This is a genomic window from Actinokineospora sp. NPDC004072 (assembly GCF_053604195.1).
Map to the genome: position 1 here is coordinate 194,126 of NZ_JBSGHB010000007.1, position 18,326 is coordinate 212,451.

Below are 18,326 nucleotides of genomic sequence, written 5' to 3' on the forward strand. Positions count from 1 at the left end.
GCCTTGTCGCGGGTTGCGGCGCTTGACCGAAAAAGATCTCGAAACACCACCCGAGCAGACGAGTCCCGATCGCCGATCGGCGATCTAATCTGCCGTAATGACTTCTGCGCGGGCGCCTTTCCCTGCCGTGACGCACGCCAACCGGGCGGCGGTCCCGGCCGCGCTCCCGCCAACGATTCACGCGATCTGCCTGGATGTCGACGACACGGTGATCGATTTCACCGGCTCGGCCAGAATGGCACTGCTGGAATTGACCGGGCGCGACGACCTGTGGGCCGACTGGCAGGCGATCACCGAGGACCACAGCGCCCGCGCCATCGCCGGTGAGTTCGATCACGACACCATGCGCCGGGTCCGCACCAAGGCGTTCCTCGACGCCCAGGGCGCCGACTTCGACGAGGCCACCGTCGCCGTCCTGGAGGACCGCCGCCGCGACCGCATGGCCCACCTCGGCCGCGCCTTCCCCGACGCCGCCCGCACCCTGGACTGGCTGCGCGCGGCCGGGCTCAAGATCGCCGCTGTGACCAACGCCTCACACCCCGACCAGCGCGCCCGCCTGGCCCGCGTCGGCCTCGCCCGCTTCTTCGACGCCGTGATCAGCGCCGGAGCCCTCGGCGTCGCCAAGCCCGACCCCGCGATCTTCCACACCGCCTGCGCCCAGCTCGGCGTCCCCCCGGCCCGCACCATGCACGTCGGCGACCGCATCGACCTCGACGCCCGCGCGGCCACCGCGGCGGGCCTGCACGGCGTCTGGCTCGACCGCAACGCCCGCCCGACCCCGGCCGAACCCGGCATCCACGTCATCGACAGCCTCGACGACCTGCCCACCCTCCTGGTCACCGAGTTCCGCACCCCGACCGTCACGACCAGCGGCGGAGTGCCCGCACCCCGCGGATAGACCCCCTGATTTCCGGATCGGCGGGGTCGTGGTCTAACATCTTCCCTGACAACGCGCCGGGTCGAACAGCGCAAGCTGCGAGGTCGGGTACGAGGTCATTGGGGTATGGTGTAATTGGCAGCACGACTGATTCTGGTTCAGTTAGTCTAGGTTCGAGTCCTGGTACCCCAGCGGAAAGCCTCCAGAAGCCCTCTGGTAAGCTTCCCCCAGCAAGACAGCAAGACCAACTGAATGGAAAGTCCACGGCCCCGTCGTCTAGCGGCCTAGGACGCCGCCCTCTCAAGGCGGTAGCGCGGGTTCAAATCCCGTCGGGGCTACGTAAGATCTGGGAGATCCCTGTCACCGGAATGCGGTGACGGGGATCTTTCGTCATTGCATGTGGGGGGCGACCCCCCACACCCCCACGGTGCGGAAGCTCACGACTCGGCGTGAAGGCCGATTCCGTTCGATGGCGCTTCGCTTCGCTCGCTTGTGGGCTGGGGTTCGGGTCGGTGCCTTCGGCTTCGGGGGCTGTCTCGCCGGCGCGCTTGGCGGCGACTGTCCATTCCATGCGGATCCGCTCGCCTCGCCGTCCGCCAGACCGCCCCATCCGATCCCGACCCGCCCCGCCGTTCGCCTGTCCGTCCCACCCGTTCCCGGCTGGCTTTGCCGTTCGGCTGGCCGTCCCACCCGTTCCCGACCTGCCTCGCCGTCCGCTTGGCCGTCCCACCCCGTTTCCGGCTCGCCTTGCCGTTCGCCAGGCCGTTCCGCCCGATCCCGGCTGGCTTTGCCGTTCGTCAGGGCCGTCCCATCCGATCCCGACCTGCCTTGTCGTTCGGCTGGCCGTCCCACCCGTTCCCGGCTCGCCTTGCCGATCGGTTAGGTCGCTCCATCCCGTCCGAGCCCGATCCGGCTTGCCGTTCGGCAGGCCGTCTCGTCCCATCCGATCCCGGCTCGCCTTGCCGGTCGGCTGGCCGCTCCTTCCCGTCCGCGCCCGACTCGGCTCGCCGGTCGGCGGGGTGGGCAATCCCATCCCAGCCCCGATCCGGCTGCCGTTCGGCTGGTCGTCGCAACCCGTCCGGCCCGGTTCGGCTGGCCGTCTCAATCTCACCCGTTCCCAAGCCGCCTTGCCGTTCGGCTGGCTGTCCCAGCCCATCCGAGCCCGGCCCGGCTTACTGTTCGGCTGGTTGTCCCCAGCCCATCCGAGCCCAAGCCGCCTTGCCGTTCGGCTGGCTGTCCCAGCCCATCGGATCCCGGCCCGGCTTGGTGTTCGGCTGGTCGGCTCAATCCCACCCGTTCCCGACTTGTGCCGGTTCGGCTGGCCGTCTCGTCCCATCCGTTCCCGGCTCGCCTTGCCGGTCGGCTGGCCGCTCCTTCCCGTCCGCGCCCGACTCGGCTCGCCGGTCGGCGGGGTGGGGCAATCCCATCCCATCCCATCTGCGCCGAAACCGTCGTGCTGTGGGGCGCGTGGGATTGCGGGTTGCCTCCGGTGGCGGGGGTGGGCCACCGGAGGCGGGGGTTAGAGGCGGTTTTGGAGGGCGTCGGCGGCGGCTAGGAGGTCGGCGGCCCAGCGGGCGCCGGGGCGGCGGCCCATGCGGTCGATGGGGCCGGAGACCGAGACCGCGGCGACGACCATCCCCGAGGTGTCGCGGACCGGGGCCGAGACCGAGGCGACGCCGGGTTCGCGTTCGGCGACGCTCTGGGCCCAGCCGCGCCTGCGGACCTCCAGCAGGCCCCGCTCGCCGAAGACGGCCTCCTGCAGGAGGCTGCGCTGGGTCGCGGGGTCGGCCCAGGCGGCGAGGACCTTGGCGCCCGAGCCCGCCGTCATCGGCAGGCGGGCGCCCACCGGGACCGTGTCGCGCAGGCCGCTCGGCGGTTCCGCGGAGCTGATGCAGATGCGGTACAGCCCGTCGCGGCGGTAGAGCTGGACGCTCTCGCCGGTGCGGTCCCGCAGGCGCGGCAGCACGGCCGCCGCCGCGTCCAGCAGCGGGTCGGTCGCGCCGCCCGCCAGCTCCGCCAGCGCCGCCCCCGGCCGCCAGCGCCCGTCCGAACCCCGGCGCAGCAGCCGGTGGACCTCCAGGCCCACCGCCAAGCGGTGGGCCGTCGCCCGGGGCAGGCCCGTCTTCCCGCACAGCTCCGCCAGGCCGCACGGCTCCTTCGCCACCGCCTGCAGAACCGCCATCGCCTTGTCCAGAACGCCGATGCCGCTATGCTGTCCCACGTCTCGATACTACTTTCCCGTCATATGGGATGTCCAGCAAGTGGGAAGCAGATGCCTAAGACGCTCGCCGAGAAAGTCTGGGACCAGCACGTCGTCCGCCGCGGTGACGGCGCCGAGCCGGACCTGCTCTACATCGACCTGCACCTCATCCACGAGGTGACCAGCCCGCAGGCCTTCGACGGGCTGCGGCTGGCCGGTAGGCCGGTGCGCAGGCCCGACCTCACCATCGCCACCGAGGACCACAACGTCCCGACCGTCGGGATCGACCTCCCGATCGCTGATCCGGTCTCCCGCACCCAGGTCGAGACGCTGCGCCGCAACTGCGCGGAGTTCGGTGTGCGGCTGCACCCGATGGGCGATGCCGAGCAGGGCATCGTGCACGTCGTCGGCCCCCAGCTCGGCCTCACCCAGCCGGGCATGACGGTGGTCTGCGGCGACAGCCACACCTCCACCCACGGCGCGTTCGGCGCGCTCGCCTTCGGGATCGGCACCTCGGAGGTCGAGCACGTCCTGGCCACCCAGACCCTGCCGCTGCGTCCTTTCAAGACCATGGCCATCACCGTCGTCGGCGACCTGCCCGCCGGGGTCACGGCCAAGGACCTCATCCTCGCCGTCATCGCCCGCATCGGCACCGGCGGCGGCCAGGGCCACGTCCTGGAGTACCGGGGCAGCGCGATCGAGGCGCTGTCGATGGAAGCCAGGATGACCATCTGCAACATGTCCATCGAGGCGGGCGCCCGCGCCGGGATGATCGCCCCGGACGAGACCACCTTCGCCTACCTCAAGGACCGCCCGCACGCCCCCAAGGGCGCCGACTGGGACGCCGCCGTGGCCGCGTGGCGGGAACTGCGCACGGACGAAGGCGCCGAGTTCGACGCCGAGGTCGTCATCGACGCCGCCACCCTGGCCCCGTTCGTGACCTGGGGCACCAACCCGGGCCAGGGCCTGCCGCTGTCGGCGTCGGTGCCCGACCCGGAGTCCTTCGCCGAGGAGACCGACCGCGTCGCCGCAGAGAAGGCGCTGGCGTACATGGGACTGACGCCGGGCACCCCGCTGCGGGAGGTGAGCGTCGACACGGTGTTCCTCGGCTCGTGCACCAACGGCCGCATCGAGGACCTGCGCGCCGCCGCGGAGGTCCTGCGCGGGCACCGCGTCGCCGACGGGGTGCGGATGCTCGTCGTGCCCGGCTCGATGCGGGTGCGCGCCCAGGCCGAGGCCGAGGGGCTCGACGCGGTCTTCACCGCGGCGGGTGCCGAATGGCGGCAGGCGGGCTGCTCCATGTGCCTGGGCATGAACCCCGACCAGCTGGCCCCCGGCGAGCGCAGCGCGTCCACATCGAACCGCAACTTCGAGGGCAGGCAGGGCAAGGGCGGGCGGACCCACCTGGTGTCCCCGCTGGTGGCCGCGGCCACGGCCGTGCGCGGCACCCTCTCCTCCCCGGCCGACCTGAACTAGGAGCTGACCCCTGATGGAGCCGTTCACCAGCCACACCGGCGTCGGCGTGCCGCTGCGCCGGTCCAACGTGGACACCGACCAGATCATCCCGGCGGTCTACCTCAAGCGGGTCACCCGGACCGGCTTCGAGGACGGCCTCTTCGCCGCCTGGCGGGCCGACGAGGGGTTCGTGCTGAACCAGGAGCCGTACCGGGCGGGCAGCGTGCTCGTCGCCGGGCCCGACTTCGGCACCGGGTCCTCCCGCGAGCACGCCGTGTGGGCGCTGTCGGACTACGGCTTCCGGGTGGTCATCTCCGCCCGGTTTGCCGACATCTTCCGGGGCAACGCGGGCAAGGCCGGGCTGCTGGCCGCCGAGGTCGACCAGGCCGACGTCGAGCTGCTGTGGAAGCTGCTGGAGGCCGAGCCCGGCACCGAGGTCACCGTGGACCTGGCGGCGAAGACCGTCACGGCCAAGGACTTCACCGCCCGCTTCGGCATCGACGACTACACCCGTTGGCGGCTCTTGGAAGGGCTCGACGACATCGCCCTGACCCTGCGCCACGAGCAGGCCATCGGCGCGTTTGAGCAGGCCAGGCCCAAGTGGAAGCCGGTGACGACCCCGGTGTAGCCCCCGGCCGACAAGGGGGCCGGAACCCTCGACCAGACCCGGCATTCCGGCCCCCGAACCCCTCTCGAATAGGCTCCGCACCCGGTCCGCGCGACCCCCTAAGAGCCCCGAACCACCCCCCGGTTGGCGAACCTCGGGCGGTTCAAGGAAAAATTAGGGCGCGTCGCGTGGAAATTGCGCGTCCAAAGGAATACGGTGACGTGAAGGTCGGCCCATGGGCCGTAACGGCTGTGTTGTCTCAACGGAGGACTGAAGCGTGAACAAGGCCCAACTCATCGAGGCGCTTACGGAGCGGCTGGGCGACAAGAAGGCCGCAGGCGCTGCGGTCGACGGTCTCGTCGACGTGATCGTTCGCACGGTCAACAAGGGCGAGAAGGTCAACATCACCGGGTTCGGCGTCTTCGAGAAGCGCGCCCGCGCGGCTCGCACCGCCCGCAACCCACGCACGGGCGAGACCGTGAAGGTGAAGAAGACCAACGTCCCCGCCTTCCGCGCGGGCACGATGTTCAAGGAGGTCGTCAGCGGGGCGAAGAAGCTGCCGAAGGTCGCCACGGCCAAGGCGGGCGCCCGCACCACGACCCGCGCCGCGGCTGGCACGGCCACCAAGGCCGCCACCACCCGCAGCACCACGACGCGGACCCGCGCCGCGGCCGCGAAGCCCGCCGCCACCAAGGCGGCGACGCCCCGCGCGACCAAGGCGGCCACCACGGCCAAGGCCCCCGCCAAGACCACGGCGGCGAAGACCACGGCGGCGAAGTCGACCTCGACCCGCGCCACCAAGGCGACCACCGCGGCCAAGGCGCCTGCCAAGACCACCGCGGCGAAGACCACGGCGAAGGCCACCACGGCCAAGGCGACCCCGGCCCGCAAGACGACGTCCGCGGCGGCGAAGGCCCCCGCGGCGCGCACCACCAAGCGGACCTCCGCCGCCAAGAAGTAGCGCCGGTGGTCTCGTCCGGCTCCGCCCGGACGAACAACCCGCGAGAGCCCCGCACGCAGGCCACGTGCGGGGCTCTCGGCCGTTTCCGCCCCTTCCGGTGGGCCCGCCCGATCGGCGCCCGTTGCCGTCCCGGGCGTCCTCGGCAACGCCCGCTCGATTGCCAATGCGCGGGCTTCGTATCCGCTATCCGGCCCTAGCCCGCGCTATCCGTGACCATCCGACAACGGCTGGCGCATAGCGGGGTGCGCACTAGTCCCTGCGGCGGAATGGGGACCGGTCACGGCCGCTGGGGTCGGGGTTCGTAATGGGCGCTGACCAGCTTGTCGCCTTCCAGGGCGAGCACCCACGCGCTGCCCTTGTGGGAGCGGATGCCTTCCACTCCGGACTCCACTCCCAGCGCCGCGAGCAGGCCCGGGATGACGCCGCCCTGGCTGCACACCACCGCCGTGCCCGGCTCGGCCGCGATCGCCAGCAGGCGGCCCAGGGCGGCCTCCGGGTCGGCGGTGTAGCCCGCTTCGGCCAGGGCGGGCTCCGGGGTCACCGGGCAGCCCAGCCGTTCGGCGAGCGGGCGCACGGTGTCCAGGCAGCGGGTGTTGGGCACCGAGTGCACGCGGGACGGGCCGAACAGCGGCAGGAAGCGGTTCAGCGCGGCCACCTGGGTCCAGCCCCGGGGCGACAGCGGGCGCCGCTCGTCCGGGCCGTCCCACTCGGAGCGCTCGCCCGCGTGGGCGTGGCGGACCAGCAGCAGCGTCGCCGCCCGCGGGGCCACCGCGTACGCGGCGAGCACGTCGCGGTCGTGGCGGTAGGTCAGCCGCCGGTCCGCTTCGGCGACCGGCAGCCACACCAGCTCGTCCACCTCGTCATTGCTGCGGAAGTCCCCGGAAACCGCTCGGGCGGCGAAGTAATCCACCGTCTTGTCCGAATCGCCCACCCGGTAGGCGACCTGCCCGAGGTGCCGGCCGAGTGCGGCGTGGTGGCCGGTCTCCTCCAGCACCTCCCGCACCGCCGCCTCGGGCACCGTCTCGCCCGGGTCCAGCTTCCCCTTGGGCAGGCTCCAGTCGTCGTAGCGCGGGCGGTGCACCACCGCCACCCGCACGCCGTCGTCATCATCAGGGCGCCACAGAACCGCCCCCGCCGCTGCGATCGCCATCCCGGTCAGTCCCTCGACCGGTGCCGGAGCAGCATCTCGGTCTGGTGGTCGCGCACGTCCTCGGTCTCGGCGGGCGACGCGGTCCAGTCGCCGTTGCCGGAGAGCACCCAGCACCGCGTGGCCGGGTCCATCGCCGACTCGAAGATGCGCACCAGCTGCGCGGTCAGCCGCGGGTCGGTCACCCGGACCATCACCTCCACCCGACGGTCGAGGTTGCGGTGCATCATGTCCGCGCTGCCGATCCAGTGCTCGTCTGCGCCGACGAACCAGACCATCCGGGAGTGCTCCAGGAACCGCCCGAGGATCGAGCGGACCCGGATGTTCTCCGACAGCCCCGGGATGCCCGGCTTGAGCGCGCAGATCCCGCGCACCACCACGTCGACCGGCACCCCGTGCTGGGAGGCCCGGTAGAGCGCGTCGATGACCTGCTCGTCCACCAGGGAGTTCACCTTCAGCCGCACCCCGGCCGGGCGGCCTGCCCTGGCGTGCTCGATCTCGGCGTCGATGCGCTCGACGATCCCGCGCCGCACGCCCTGCGGGGCGACCAGCAGGCTGCGGTAGGTGTCCTGGCGGGCGTAGCCGGTGAGGACGTTGAACAGGTCGGTCAGGTCCGCGCCGATGGCGGGCTCGGCGGTCAGCAGGCCGATGTCCTCGTAGAGCCGGGCGGTCTTGGGGTTGTAGTTGCCGGTGCCGATGTGGCAGTAGCGGCGGATGGTGGAGCCCTCCTGCCGCACCACGAGCGCGGTCTTGCAGTGCGTCTTGAGCCCGACGAGGCCGTAGACGACGTGCACGCCCGCCTTCTCCAGCGTCCGCGCCCACTTGATGTTGGCCTGCTCGTCGAAGCGCGCCTTGAGCTCCACCAGGGCCACCACCTGCTTGCCCGCCTCGGCGGCGTCGATGAGCGCGTCCACGATGGGCGAGTCGCCGGAGGTGCGGTAGAGGGTCTGCTTGATGGCCAGCACGTGCGGGTCGGCGGCCGCCTGCTCGATGAACCGCTGCACGCTGGTGGAGAACGAGTGGTACGGGTGGTGCACCAGCACGTCGCCCTCGCGCAGCCGGGCGAAGACGCTCTTGGGCGTCTCGCCCTCGGCGAAGGCCGGGTGCGTCACCGGGACGAACGGCGGGTCCTTCAGCTCCTTGCGGTCGACGTTGTAGATGCCCCACAGGCACGACAGGTCCAGCAGGTCGCGCACCACGACGACGTCGTTCTCGTGCACGTCCATCTCGCGCAGCAGCAGCTCCAGCATGTGGTCGCTCATGTCGTCGGCGACCTCCAGCCGCACCGGCGGGCCGAACCGCCGCTGCGCCAGCTCGCGCTCCAGCGCCTTGAGCAGGTCCTCGTCGCGGTCCTCCTCGACCTCCAGGTCGGCGTTGCGGGTGACCCGGAAGGCGTGCACCTCGATGATCTCCATGCCGGTGAACAGCATCCCCAGGTGCGCGGCGATCAGCTCTTCAAGCGGCAGGAACACCGCCGTGCGCTCGTCGGGGCTGCGGTCGACCGGGACCAGCCGGGGCACGTTGTCGGGCACCTTGACCCGGGCGAAGCGCGGTGTGCCCTCCTCCGGGTTGCGCACCGTGACGGCCAGGTTCAGCGACAGCCCGGAGATGTAGGGGAAGGGGTGCGCGGGGTCGAAGGCCAGCGGGGTGAGCACCGGGAAGACCTGGTCGCGGAAGTAGATGGACATCCGCTGGGACTGCTCGGCGGTCAGCTCGGCCCAGGTGGCGATGCGGATGCCCGCGGCGGCCAGCTCCGGGCGCACGTGCTCGGCGAAGGTCAGCGCGTGCTGCTCGACCAGCTCCTGGTTGCGCTTGGCGATCCAGGCCAGCTGCTCGCGCGGGGTCATCCCGTCCGCGCTGCGCACCGACAGCCCGGTCTCCATCCGCCGCTTGAGCCCGGCGACCCGCACCATGTAGAACTCGTCGAGGTTGGAGGCGAAGATGGCCAGGAACTTGGCCCGCTCCAGCAGCGGCTGGGAGGCGTCCTCGGCCAGCGCGAGCACCCGGGCGTTGAAGTCCAACCAGGACAGTTCCCGGTTCAGGTAGCGGTCGTCGGGCAGGTCGGTGACCACCGGCGCGCGGGTGGCGGCCGGGGGCGCGGCGGGCACGCCGCGGGGCTCGGGCGCGTCGGCTGCTGGGGCGGTCGTGCGTTCGGTGCTCACGTTTCGCATTCTGCGCCACGATCGCGGCCGGAGCCCATCAGAAGTGTGAATTCTCAGGTCAGGGTCGCGGTGTGCGGGCCCAGGCCCAGGGCGGCCGCGGCGGCGAGGTCGGCCGGGGTGTCCACGTCCTGGCGCAGCGCGGTCAGGCCGAAACCGACCGCGACGGCGGTCTCGGCGTGGCGGGCCGCCGAGCCGGGGCCGAACCGCGGGGCCAGCGGGCCGCCCGCGGCCGACAGCAGCGCGACGGTGCCGGTGCCCGCGTGGTCGGGGACGTAGGCGCGCCTGCCAGCGGCCTCGGCGGCGGCCGCGTCCAGGTCGGCCGGGCGCAGGGCGGGCAGGTCGGCCTGCAGCGCGGCCACGACCGAGCCCGGGTCGCGCTCGCGCAGCAGCCGCGCGCCGAAGCGCAGGGCCGCGTTGAGCCCGGGCAGGCCGCGTTCGTCGACGCACTCCGCGCCCGTGCCCGCCAAGCCGTCGACCACCCGCTCGTCCTCGCACACCACCAGCACCGCCCGCACGCTCGCCGCGGCGAGCGCGGCGGTGACCGTGTCGCGCACCACAGCCAGCACGAGGCGGCGGTGGTCGGGGTGGGCGCCGCGCAGGCGCGACTTGGCCCGGTCCAGGTGCTTGACCGGGATGACGACGTCGACCACGCCGTTGATCCTGCCACCCCCGTCTGGACCCCCCGCGCGGGCGCAAGCCAGACTCTCCTGTCAGCACCGACGCAGAGGAGGACCGGGTGGGCAGGCGCGAGAAGAGCGGCTTCTGGGTGATGGCGGCCGCATCGTTCTTCTACCCGCTGAGCTGGCTGGGCAAGCGCACCTACCGGGGCGCGGAGAAGATCCCGGCCACCGGCGGAGCGCTGCTGGTGATGAACCACGTGTCGCACCTGGACCCGCCCAACGACGCGGTGTTCGTCCACCGCAACCGGCGGGTGCCGCGGTTCATGGCCAAGGACAGCCTGTTCAAGGTGCCGGTCTTCGGCAAGATCCTGGCCGGGTCCGGCGGCATCCCGGTCTACCGGGGCAGCACCAGCGCAGCCGACAGCCTCAAGGCCGCGCACGCCGCGCTGCGCGAGGGCAAGCTCGTCGTCATCTACCCCGAGGGGACCATCACCAAGGACCCGACCGGCTGGCCGATGCGCGCCCGCACCGGGGTCGCCCGGCTGGCGCTGGAGAACGACGTGCCGGTGCTGCCCGTGGCGCGATGGGGGACCAACGACATCTGGAACGGCTACTCCAAGAAGTTCCGGCCGTTCCCGCGCAAGCAGGTCTGGACGGTCGTCGGCGACCCGGTGGACCTCTCGGCCTACCGCGGGCAGCCGGTGACCAACCAGCTCCTGCGGGAGGTCACCGACCTGCTGATGACCCGGGTGCGCGACCTGCTCGCCGACATCCGCGACGAGCCCGCCCCCGCGGAGTTCTACAGCCCCGGCTCCCGCCGCGAGGCCGACCAGTGAGCGTCACCGTGCTCGGGGCGGGGTCGTGGGGGACGACCTTCGCCAAGGTGCTCGCCGACGCCGGGCAGGACGTGCTGCTGTGGGCGCGGCGGCGCGACCTGGCCGAGGCCATCGCCGCCGACCGGGAGAACGCCGAGTACCTGCCCGGGGTGGCGCTGCCGCCGTCGCTGCGCTCCACATCGGACCCGCGGGAGGCGCTGGCCGGGGCGTCGGTGGTGGTGCTGGCGGTGCCCAGCCAGTCGCTGCGGCACAACCTGACGGCCTGGCGCGGGCTGCTGCGCCGGGACGCGACGCTGGTCAGCCTGGCCAAGGGGATCGAGCTGGGCACGCTGCGGCGGATGAGCGAGGTCATCGCCGAGGTCTCCGGGTTCGGCCCGGAGCGGATCGCGGTGGTGTCCGGGCCGAACCTGGCCAAGGAGATCGCCGCCGAGCAGCCCACGGCGACCGTCATCGCCTGCCCCGACCACGACCGCGCGGTCGCGTTGCAGCAGATGTGCACCACCGGCTACTTCCGCCCCTACACCATCACCGATGTGGTGGGCTGCGAGATCGGCGGGGCCTGCAAGAACGTCATCGCGCTGTCCTGCGGCATGGCCGCGGGGCTGGGCTTCGGCGCGAACACCCTGGCGACGCTGATCACCCGCGGCTTGGCCGAGACCGCCCGCCTCGGCGCCGCGCTCGGCGCTGACCCGATGACGCTCAGCGGCTTGGCCGGTCTGGGCGACCTGGTGGCGACCTGCTCGTCGCCGCTGTCGCGCAACCGGACCTTCGGCGAGCGGCTGGGGCGCGGGGAGACCGTCGCGCAGGCGCAGGCCGCCCAGCACGGCCAGGTCGCCGAGGGCGTGAAGTCCTGCTCCTCCATCCGCGAGCTGGCGGCGTCGCTCGGCGTCGAGATGCCCATCACCGAGGTCGTGCACCGGGTCTGCCACGACGGCTTCCACCCCCGGGAGATGGCGGGCGAGCTGATCGGCCGCAAGACGAAGCCGGAGCGGTCGTGACCGGCGACGGGACCCGCTGCGTGCGTGCGGGGCTGCCCGCGGAGGTCCCCGGCACGCCCGTGCCCCCGCAACTGGTCCTGGCGTCGCAGTTCCACCTCTCCGACGCGCCCACCGCCGACTTCTACGGCCGCGCGGGCAACCCGACCTGGCGCGCGCTGGAGTCGGCGATCGGCGACCTCGACGGCGGCACGTGCCTGGTCTACCCCTCCGGGATGGCCGCGGTCGCCGCGCTGCTGCGCACCGCCCTGGCCCCCGGCGACACCGTGGTCGTCCCGTCCGACGGCTACTACCTGGCCCGCCGCTACGCCCACGACTTCATGTCCCTGACCGTGCGCGAGCACCCCACACCGGACATGGCGGATGCCGATTTCACCGGTGCCCGGCTCGTCCTCATCGAAACCCCGTCCAACCCCGGGCTCGACGTCTGCGACATCGCCGCCGTCGTGGAGCGCGCGCACGCGGCGGGCGCGCTCGTCGCGGTGGACAACACGACCGCGACCCCGCTGGGGCAGCGGCCGCTGGACCTGGGCGCCGACTTCGCCATCGCCAGTGACACCAAGGCCCTGGCCGGGCACAGCGACGTCGTGCTCGGGCACATCAGCGCGCGCTCGGCCGGGTGGGTCGAGCGCCTGCTCGCCGAGCGGACCACCTCCGGGGCCATCCCCGGTCCCTTCGAGACCTGGCTGGCCCTGCGCGGGCTGGCCACGCTGGACCTGCGCCTGGCCCGCCAGGCGGAGAACGCCGCCGCCCTGCACGCGGTCCTGCGCGAGCACCCGCGGGTCAGCGGCCTGCGCTGGCCGGGTTCCCCCGACGACCCCGCGCACGCCTTGGCCAGCAGGCAGATGCGCCGCTTCGGCGGCGTCCTCGCCTTCGAGCTGGAGTCGGCCGACGCCGCCGCGGACTTCCTCGCCCGCTCGACCCTGATCGCCTCGGCGACGAGCTTCGGCGGCGTCCACACCACCGCCGACCGCCGCGAGCGCTGGGGCGACGCCGTCGCCCCCGGCCTGCTGCGCCTGTCCTGCGGCTGCGAGGACACCGCCGACCTCGTCGCCGACGTCCGCGCCGCGCTCGGCTGAGCGCGGTGCGGACCGGCCCTAGGTCAGGTCCATCTCCATGATCGGCTCGGTGGACGGCTCGGCGGAGCCGCCCGCCGGTTCGATCGTGATGCCCACGTTGGTCGCGCCCGCGACCTCGCCGGTGGTGTCCAGGATCGCCGCGCGGCCCTGGCTGTCCGGGGTGACCAGGCCGATGGAGTGGAACGGGGTGTCCCCGCCCATCAGCCACACCTGGTAGGTCTTGCCCTCCGGCGCGGCCGGGACGCCGTCGGCGAGCAGCAGCAGGTCGCCGCGCTCGCGGGAGTACACGACCGTCCCGGACAGCCCGCCCGCGCTGCCGCTGATCACCTCGGCGTCGCCAGCGGAGAGGATGCGGGTCATCGCCGCGGTCTGCGCGCGGGTCTCGCCCAGGTCCGAACGGGCCTGCGCCAGCAGCACGCCGAGCGACACCGAGACCACCAGCAGCACCGCGGCGGCCAGGCCGAGCACGCGCACCGGCCACGGCGACCGGACTGCGGGGGCCGCAGCGCCGTCGGAGCCGATCGGGGGGAGCTGGCGGGTGGTGCGGATCCGCGCGAGCACCGCGGCCTTCATCGCGGGCGGGGGAGCGGCGGCCACGGCGTCGCCCAGCCGGGCGGCGGTGGCCTGCAGCTCGGCGACCTCCTGCGCGCACGCGCCGCACTCGGCCAGGTGGCGCTCGAAGGCGGCGCGCTCCGGGCCGGTGATGGCGTTCAGGGCGTAGGCGCCGGTCAGCGCGTGGATGTCGGCGCTGGTCACCGGGTCACCCCCAGGCAGTCGCGCAGGCGGATCAGGCCGTCGCGCAGTCGGGTCTTGATGGTCCCCAGCGGGGTGCCCAGCAACTCGGCCACCTCGCGGTAGGTCAGTCCTTTGTAGTACGCCAGCTCCACGGACTCGCGCTGCAACTGCGTCAGCGAGCCCAGGCAGCGGCGCACCTGCTCGTGCTCCAGCCGGGTCTGCACCTGCTCGGCCACCTCGTCGAACGGGCGGGCGGCCTCGCGGCGGTGGGCGCGCTCCTCGCGGTCGGTCGCCGCCTGCGCCGAGCGCACCCGGTCGACGGCGCGGCGGTGCGCCAGCGTGAGCACCCAGGTCATCGCCGAGCCGCGCTCGGGGGCGTAGCGGGCGGCGGTGCGCCACAGCTCCAGCATCACCTCCTGCGCCACCTCCTCCGACTGCGCCGGGTCCCGCACGATCCGCCGCACCAAGCCGAACACCGGCCCGACCACCATGTCGTACAGGCGCTCGAAGGCCGCTTCGTCGCCGCGGGCCACGCGGTGCAGCAGGGCGGCGGCGGGATCGGGCGCGGGGGCCGATCCGGTCTGGGGCACGCCGGACAGCCTCCGCGCGCGGTCGACCATGTGCTGCTCCCGTCGGGTTGGCGGAAAGAGTGGACGCACCCTTTCATTCGCCGCGCGGGCCACGGCGGCTTGGTGTCCCGGTTGCCGGTGTCCCGATTGCCGGTGTCCCGGTTGTAGCTGTCCCGGTTGTAGCCGTCCCGGCTGTTGCTGTCCCGGTTGGTGCTGTCCCATCGGGTGGACCGCGTTGCGACCGCAGGCACCGTCTGCTTTCCTGCTTCCCGTGTTGACGCGCGGTGGCAGCGACCGGCGGGGTCCGATCGACCTCGGCCGGGCGGCCAGCGCGCTCTGTCTGGGTCGGTGAACGCCTCGCCTGTTCATCCGACTATCCAGAGAGAGTCTCATGTTCGCCGTGCCACCGAACACCGTCGCCCTGGGCGGCACCCCCGACACCGCCCACCCCGTGCTCATCGCCCGCGGGATCGCCGCGGACCGCACCCGCTGGGCGCACCTGCTGCGCTACGACCCCGACGAGCGCTTCGCCGCGCTGGTCGAGCGGACCCTCGACCAGGAGGTGTGGCTGCTGAGCTGGCTGCCCGGCCAGGCCACCGACCACCACGACCACGGCTGGGCCAGCGGCGCGTTCACCGTCGTCTCCGGCACGCTGGTCGAGCGGGTGGCGGGCGTGGAGCGCGCGCTGTCGGTCGGGCAGTCCCGCGTCTTCGGGCCCGGCTACGACCACCAGGTCCGCAACGACTCCCCGGACCCGGCGGTCAGCATCCACGTCTACCGGGGCGAGCGGCCCCCGCGCGGCGGGTTCACCGTGTCCTGACGTGCTCGGGCACCGCGCGCGGGCTGCGCAGGTCCGCCGAGGGCACCGGGTCGCCCCAGCGCTGCACGACCGGCAGCACGCCCGCCCACGCGGCGTCGGCGGCGATGTCGTCGTCCTCGTCCTGCGGGTCGCCCGCGCGGACCTTGACGCTGGCCTCGGTCAGGTCCAGGGCCAGCACCAGGGTCGCGGCGAGCTCCTTGGCCGTCGGCTGCCGGGCGTGGTCCCAGGAGCCGGGCGCGAGGTGCTCGGTGAGCACGCGCAGGGCGTGCAGCTTGGCGGCGGGCTCGGTGACCGGGCGGGCCTGGCCGTGGACGACCGCGCAGCGGTAGTTCATCGAGTGGTCGAAGACCGAGCGGGCGTAGACCACCCCGTCGAGCAGGGTGACGGCGACGCAGACGTCGGTGGCCGCGCGCAGGCTGCGGGCGCCGGTGGAGCCGTGCAGGTACAGGGTGTTCCCGTCGCGGCCGTACCCGGTGGGCAGGACCAGCGGGGCGCCGTCGACCACGACCGCGAGGTGGCAGACGAGGCCCGCGTCGAGGACCTGGTGGAGCACGGCCCGGTCGGTCACCGCGCGGGCCTTGCCGCGCCGGATCGTGCTGCGGTCGGTGGGGGACAGGTCGGTCACGGGGTCGACCCTATTGCCGTCGAGTGGCATCCTGCTAGGGCCACGTCCCTGTTCGTCGAGGAGGCCACTGGTGGCGGAGAGCCCCGCGCTGCCGGTGCGCGTCGACCGCACCTGCGGCACCCCGCTGGCCGTCCAGCTCGCCGACGCCGTGCGCGCGGCCGCGGCCGACGGGCGGCTGCGCGCAGGCGACCGGCTGCCCTCCACCCGCGCGCTGGCCGCGCAGCTCGACGTCAGCCGGACGGTGACGGCGGCGGCCTACGAGCAGCTGCACGCGGAGGGCTGGATCGCCGGGCGGCACGGCTCGGGCACCTACGTCACGACCGCGCCGCCGGGCTCGCCCCGGTCCCGCCCGCGGCGGCCGCGGGCGGGCGCGCCGTCGGCGCCGGAGGTCGACCTGACCCCGGGCTCGCCGTGGGTGGGCGGCATCGACCGGGCGGCGTGGCGGCGGGCCTGGCGCGGGGCGGCCGAGATCGCGCCGCTGCCCCGGCCCCAGCGCGCGGGCCTGCCCGCCTACCGCGCGGTCGTCGCCGAGCACCTGCTTCGCCACCGCGGCCTGCCGGTCGACGACGGCGAGTCGGTGCTGGCCACCGGCGGCACGACGGCCGCGGTGGCCGAGCTGGCCGCCGCCGTGCTGCGCCGCGGGGACACCGTCGCGGTCGAGGAACCCGGCTACCAGCGGGCGGTGGCCACCATGCGGACGGCGGGCCTGCGGGTCGTCCCGGCCCCGGTCGACGGTGACGGCGTGCTCGTCGACGCGCTGCCCACGGCCGTGCGCGCGGTCTACTGCTCCCCGGCCCACCAGTACCCGCTGGGGCGGCGGATGTCGGCGGCGCGGCGGGTGGAGCTGGTCGACCGGGCCCGGCAGGCGGGCTGGCTGGTGATCGAGGACGACTACGACGGCGAGCTGCGCTACGACGTGGCCCCGCTGCCGCTGCTGGCCGCCCTGGCCCCGGACGTCGTCGTCCACCTGGGCACGACCAGCAAGATCCTCACCCCGTCGCTGGGGGCGGGGTGGATGGTCGCCCCGCCGCCGGTGGTCTCGGCGGTCCTGGAGCACCGCGACCGCACCGGCATCAGCCCGTCCCCGGCAGGCCAGCTGGTGCTGGTCGAACTGGCCCGCAACGGCGACCTGGGCCGCCACCTGCGCAAGGTCCGCCGCGAGATGTCCGAGCGCCGCAACCTGCTGGTCGACGCCCTGACCGCCGCGGGCGTGCCGTTCCTGGGCGACGACGCGGGCGCCCACCTCGTCATCCCCCTGCCGTCGGCCGCCGCCGAGTCCGCCTTCATCGCCGCCGCCGCCCGCCACGGCCTGCGCCTCGACGGCCTGGCCCGCCACCACAACGCCAAGGCCACCCGCTTCGGCATCGCCCTGGGCTACGCGGCCTGCTCCCGCGACCAGCTCGAATCCGCCCTCCCCGTCCTGGCCGCGCTCTACGCGGCGGGCCCGCGCTGAGCGGCTTTCACCCGGGCGGGCGGTTTGGCCCCGGACGCGCGCGGCCGGACCGCGCCGGGGGCTTGCGATCGGCGGGGCGTTCGGCCATCCGGGTAGGGTTCGAGGCCATGGGCAAAATCAGGGTCGCGGTGGTGTTCGGCGGGCGCAGCAGCGAGCACGCCGTCTCGTGCGTGTCCGCGGCCAGCGTGCTGGGCCACCTCGACCCGGAGCGGTTCGAGGCCGTGCCGGTGGGCATCACCCCGCAGGGCCGGTGGGTCGCCGGGCCCGAGGACCTCGACCGGCTGCGCATCTCCGGGCGGACGCTGCCCAGCGTGACCAGCGGGACGGCGTTGACGCTGCCCGCCTCCTCCAGCGACATCGTGCTGCTCGAACCCGGCCGCGAGGGCGAGGTGCTGTCCGGTGTGGACGTGGTCTTCCCGGTCCTGCACGGCGCCTTCGGCGAGGACGGGACCATCCAGGGCCTGCTGGAGATGGTCGGCCTGCCCTACGTCGGCGCGGGCGTGCTGGCCAGCGCCGCGGCGATGGACAAGGGCTTCACCAAGAAGGTCCTGGCCGCCGAGTCCCTGCCGATCGGCCGCTACGTCGACCTGCCCCGCCACCGCGCCGACCTCACCGACGCCGAGCGGGAGCACCTGGGCCTGCCGGTCTTCGTCAAGCCGTCGCGCGCGGGCTCGTCCACCGGCATCACCAAGGTGACCGACTGGGCCGACCTCCCCGCCGCCGTCGGGCACGCCCGCACCATCGACCCGAAGGTCCTGGTCGAGGCCGCCGTCGTCGGCCGCGAGGTCGAGTGCGCGGTCCTGGAGTACCCCGACGGCCGCGTCGAGGCGTCCCAGCCCGCCGAGATCCGGCTCAACGACGGCGTCGACTGGTACGACTTCGAGGCCAAGTACCTCGACGTCGGCGACCTCGACATCCCGGCCAAGCTCGACGACGCCGTCACCGAGCGCGTCCGCAGCACCGCGATCGCCGCCTTCCGCGCCCTCGACTGCCAGGGCCTGGCCCGCGTCGACTTCTTCGTCGCCGACGACGGCGAGCTGATCATCAACGAGGTCAACACCATGCCCGGCTTCACCCCGACCTCGGCCTACCCGAAGATGTGGGCGGTCACCGGCGTGGACTACCGCACCCTGGTCTCCACCTTGATCGACACCGCCCTGGCGCGCGGCGCGGGCCTGCGCTGAC

17 protein-coding genes and 2 tRNA genes are annotated in these 18,326 nt (G+C 73.5%); 12 read left to right on the forward strand and 7 right to left on the reverse strand.

The genetic code is table 11. From position 1 onward, the window contains the following. Nucleotides 1–97: 97 nt before the first annotated feature. The 3 genes from ACWEPX_RS13240 (at nucleotide 98) to ACWEPX_RS13250 (ending at nucleotide 1,215) form a co-directional block, all read left to right on the forward strand. On the forward strand, nucleotides 98–898 hold the full coding sequence (locus ACWEPX_RS13240; RefSeq protein ID WP_451897381.1) for an HAD family hydrolase: 801 nt from the start codon (nucleotides 98–100) through the stop codon (nucleotides 896–898). A 99-nt stretch (nucleotides 899–997) separates the two neighbouring features. Then, nucleotides 998–1,069 (forward strand) — tRNA-Gln (locus ACWEPX_RS13245). 73 nt (nucleotides 1,070–1,142) lie between these two features. After that, nucleotides 1,143–1,215 (forward strand) — tRNA-Glu (locus ACWEPX_RS13250). A gap of 1,181 nt (nucleotides 1,216–2,396) precedes the next feature. On the opposite strand, the gene ACWEPX_RS13255 is transcribed toward ACWEPX_RS13250, so the two are convergent. Further along, the gene (locus ACWEPX_RS13255; protein WP_451897382.1) at nucleotides 2,397–3,098 is read right to left on the reverse strand and encodes an IclR family transcriptional regulator; all 702 of its coding nucleotides are present in this window, start codon (nucleotides 3,096–3,098) and stop codon (nucleotides 2,397–2,399) included. A gap of 51 nt (nucleotides 3,099–3,149) precedes the next feature. Between ACWEPX_RS13255 and leuC the strand changes: the two genes are divergently transcribed. The 3 genes from leuC to ACWEPX_RS13270 all read left to right on the forward strand — a co-directional run bounded on the left by leuC (nucleotide 3,150) and on the right by ACWEPX_RS13270 (nucleotide 6,100). Beyond that, on the forward strand, nucleotides 3,150–4,553 hold the full coding sequence (gene leuC / locus ACWEPX_RS13260; RefSeq protein WP_451897383.1) for a 3-isopropylmalate dehydratase large subunit: 1,404 nt from the start codon (nucleotides 3,150–3,152) through the stop codon (nucleotides 4,551–4,553). Nucleotides 4,554–4,566: 13 nt separating this feature from the next. After that, a complete protein-coding gene (leuD, locus tag ACWEPX_RS13265) occupies nucleotides 4,567–5,160 on the forward strand; it encodes a 3-isopropylmalate dehydratase small subunit (RefSeq protein ID WP_451897384.1) in 594 nt (197 codons plus the stop codon). Nucleotides 5,161–5,416: 256 nt separating this feature from the next. Beyond that, nucleotides 5,417–6,100: an HU family DNA-binding protein gene (locus tag ACWEPX_RS13270; protein ID WP_451897385.1), complete on the forward strand. Its 684-nt coding sequence runs from the start codon at nucleotides 5,417–5,419 to the stop codon at nucleotides 6,098–6,100. A 277-nt stretch (nucleotides 6,101–6,377) separates the two neighbouring features. Here ACWEPX_RS13270 and ACWEPX_RS13275 read toward each other — a convergent pair whose 3' ends face one another. Genes ACWEPX_RS13275 through cofC form a run of 3 tightly spaced genes read right to left on the reverse strand, consistent with a single transcriptional unit; the run spans nucleotide 6,378 to nucleotide 10,059 of the window. Beyond that, nucleotides 6,378–7,250: an NUDIX hydrolase gene (locus tag ACWEPX_RS13275; RefSeq protein ID WP_451897386.1), complete on the reverse strand. Its 873-nt coding sequence runs from the start codon at nucleotides 7,248–7,250 to the stop codon at nucleotides 6,378–6,380. A gap of 5 nt (nucleotides 7,251–7,255) precedes the next feature. Beyond that, the gene (locus ACWEPX_RS13280) at nucleotides 7,256–9,418 is read right to left on the reverse strand and encodes an RNA degradosome polyphosphate kinase (RefSeq protein WP_451897387.1); all 2,163 of its coding nucleotides are present in this window, start codon (nucleotides 9,416–9,418) and stop codon (nucleotides 7,256–7,258) included. Nucleotides 9,419–9,462: 44 nt separating this feature from the next. Continuing rightward, nucleotides 9,463–10,059 (reverse strand): 2-phospho-L-lactate guanylyltransferase, encoded by a 597-nt coding sequence (cofC, locus tag ACWEPX_RS13285; protein WP_451897388.1) that lies wholly within the window; start codon nucleotides 10,057–10,059, stop codon nucleotides 9,463–9,465. An 86-nt stretch (nucleotides 10,060–10,145) separates the two neighbouring features. Between cofC and ACWEPX_RS13290 the strand changes: the two genes are divergently transcribed. From ACWEPX_RS13290 to ACWEPX_RS13300, 3 genes are read left to right on the forward strand one after another with little or no spacing between them, the layout of a single operon-like run. After that, nucleotides 10,146–10,865, forward strand: coding sequence for a lysophospholipid acyltransferase family protein (locus tag ACWEPX_RS13290; protein ID WP_451897389.1), 720 nt, complete (start codon nucleotides 10,146–10,148; stop codon nucleotides 10,863–10,865). After that, entirely contained in the window at nucleotides 10,862–11,863 is a 1,002-nt protein-coding gene (locus ACWEPX_RS13295) for an NAD(P)H-dependent glycerol-3-phosphate dehydrogenase (protein WP_451897390.1), read from the forward strand. The genes ACWEPX_RS13290 and ACWEPX_RS13295 overlap by 4 nt, the downstream gene beginning before the upstream one ends. Beyond that, nucleotides 11,860–12,939: a cystathionine gamma-lyase gene (locus ACWEPX_RS13300; RefSeq protein ID WP_451897391.1), complete on the forward strand. Its 1,080-nt coding sequence runs from the start codon at nucleotides 11,860–11,862 to the stop codon at nucleotides 12,937–12,939. The genes ACWEPX_RS13295 and ACWEPX_RS13300 overlap by 4 nt, the downstream gene beginning before the upstream one ends. Nucleotides 12,940–12,957: 18 nt before the next feature. Here the strand turns inward: ACWEPX_RS13300 and ACWEPX_RS13305 are convergent, their stop codons facing one another. Both ACWEPX_RS13305 and ACWEPX_RS13310 read right to left on the reverse strand, forming a co-directional pair. Then, nucleotides 12,958–13,695, reverse strand: a complete 738-nt coding sequence (locus ACWEPX_RS13305; RefSeq protein ID WP_451897392.1) for an anti-sigma factor — start codon at nucleotides 13,693–13,695, stop codon at nucleotides 12,958–12,960. Further along, nucleotides 13,692–14,294, reverse strand: coding sequence for a sigma-70 family RNA polymerase sigma factor (locus tag ACWEPX_RS13310; protein WP_451897393.1), 603 nt, complete (start codon nucleotides 14,292–14,294; stop codon nucleotides 13,692–13,694). Before ACWEPX_RS13310 ends, ACWEPX_RS13305 begins: the two co-directional genes overlap by 4 nt. 340 nt (nucleotides 14,295–14,634) lie before the next feature. Between ACWEPX_RS13310 and ACWEPX_RS13315 the strand changes: the two genes are divergently transcribed. Further along, nucleotides 14,635–15,063 (forward strand): cysteine dioxygenase, encoded by a 429-nt coding sequence (locus tag ACWEPX_RS13315; protein ID WP_451897394.1) that lies wholly within the window; start codon nucleotides 14,635–14,637, stop codon nucleotides 15,061–15,063. On the opposite strand, the gene ACWEPX_RS13320 is transcribed toward ACWEPX_RS13315, so the two are convergent. Continuing rightward, a complete protein-coding gene (locus tag ACWEPX_RS13320) occupies nucleotides 15,050–15,718 on the reverse strand; it encodes a pyridoxamine 5'-phosphate oxidase family protein (protein WP_451897395.1) in 669 nt (222 codons plus the stop codon). The two genes, ACWEPX_RS13315 and ACWEPX_RS13320, sit on opposite strands and share 14 nt — an antisense overlap. A gap of 37 nt (nucleotides 15,719–15,755) precedes the next feature. On the opposite strand from ACWEPX_RS13320, the gene pdxR reads away from it, so the two are divergent. Further along, complete coding sequence (gene pdxR, locus ACWEPX_RS13325; RefSeq protein WP_451897494.1) at nucleotides 15,756–17,141, forward strand: MocR-like pyridoxine biosynthesis transcription factor PdxR; 1,386 nt, start codon at nucleotides 15,756–15,758, stop codon at nucleotides 17,139–17,141. A gap of 107 nt (nucleotides 17,142–17,248) precedes the next feature. Further along, the gene (locus tag ACWEPX_RS13330; RefSeq protein ID WP_451897396.1) at nucleotides 17,249–18,325 is read left to right on the forward strand and encodes a D-alanine--D-alanine ligase family protein; all 1,077 of its coding nucleotides are present in this window, start codon (nucleotides 17,249–17,251) and stop codon (nucleotides 18,323–18,325) included. Nucleotide 18,326 lies beyond the last annotated feature (1 nt).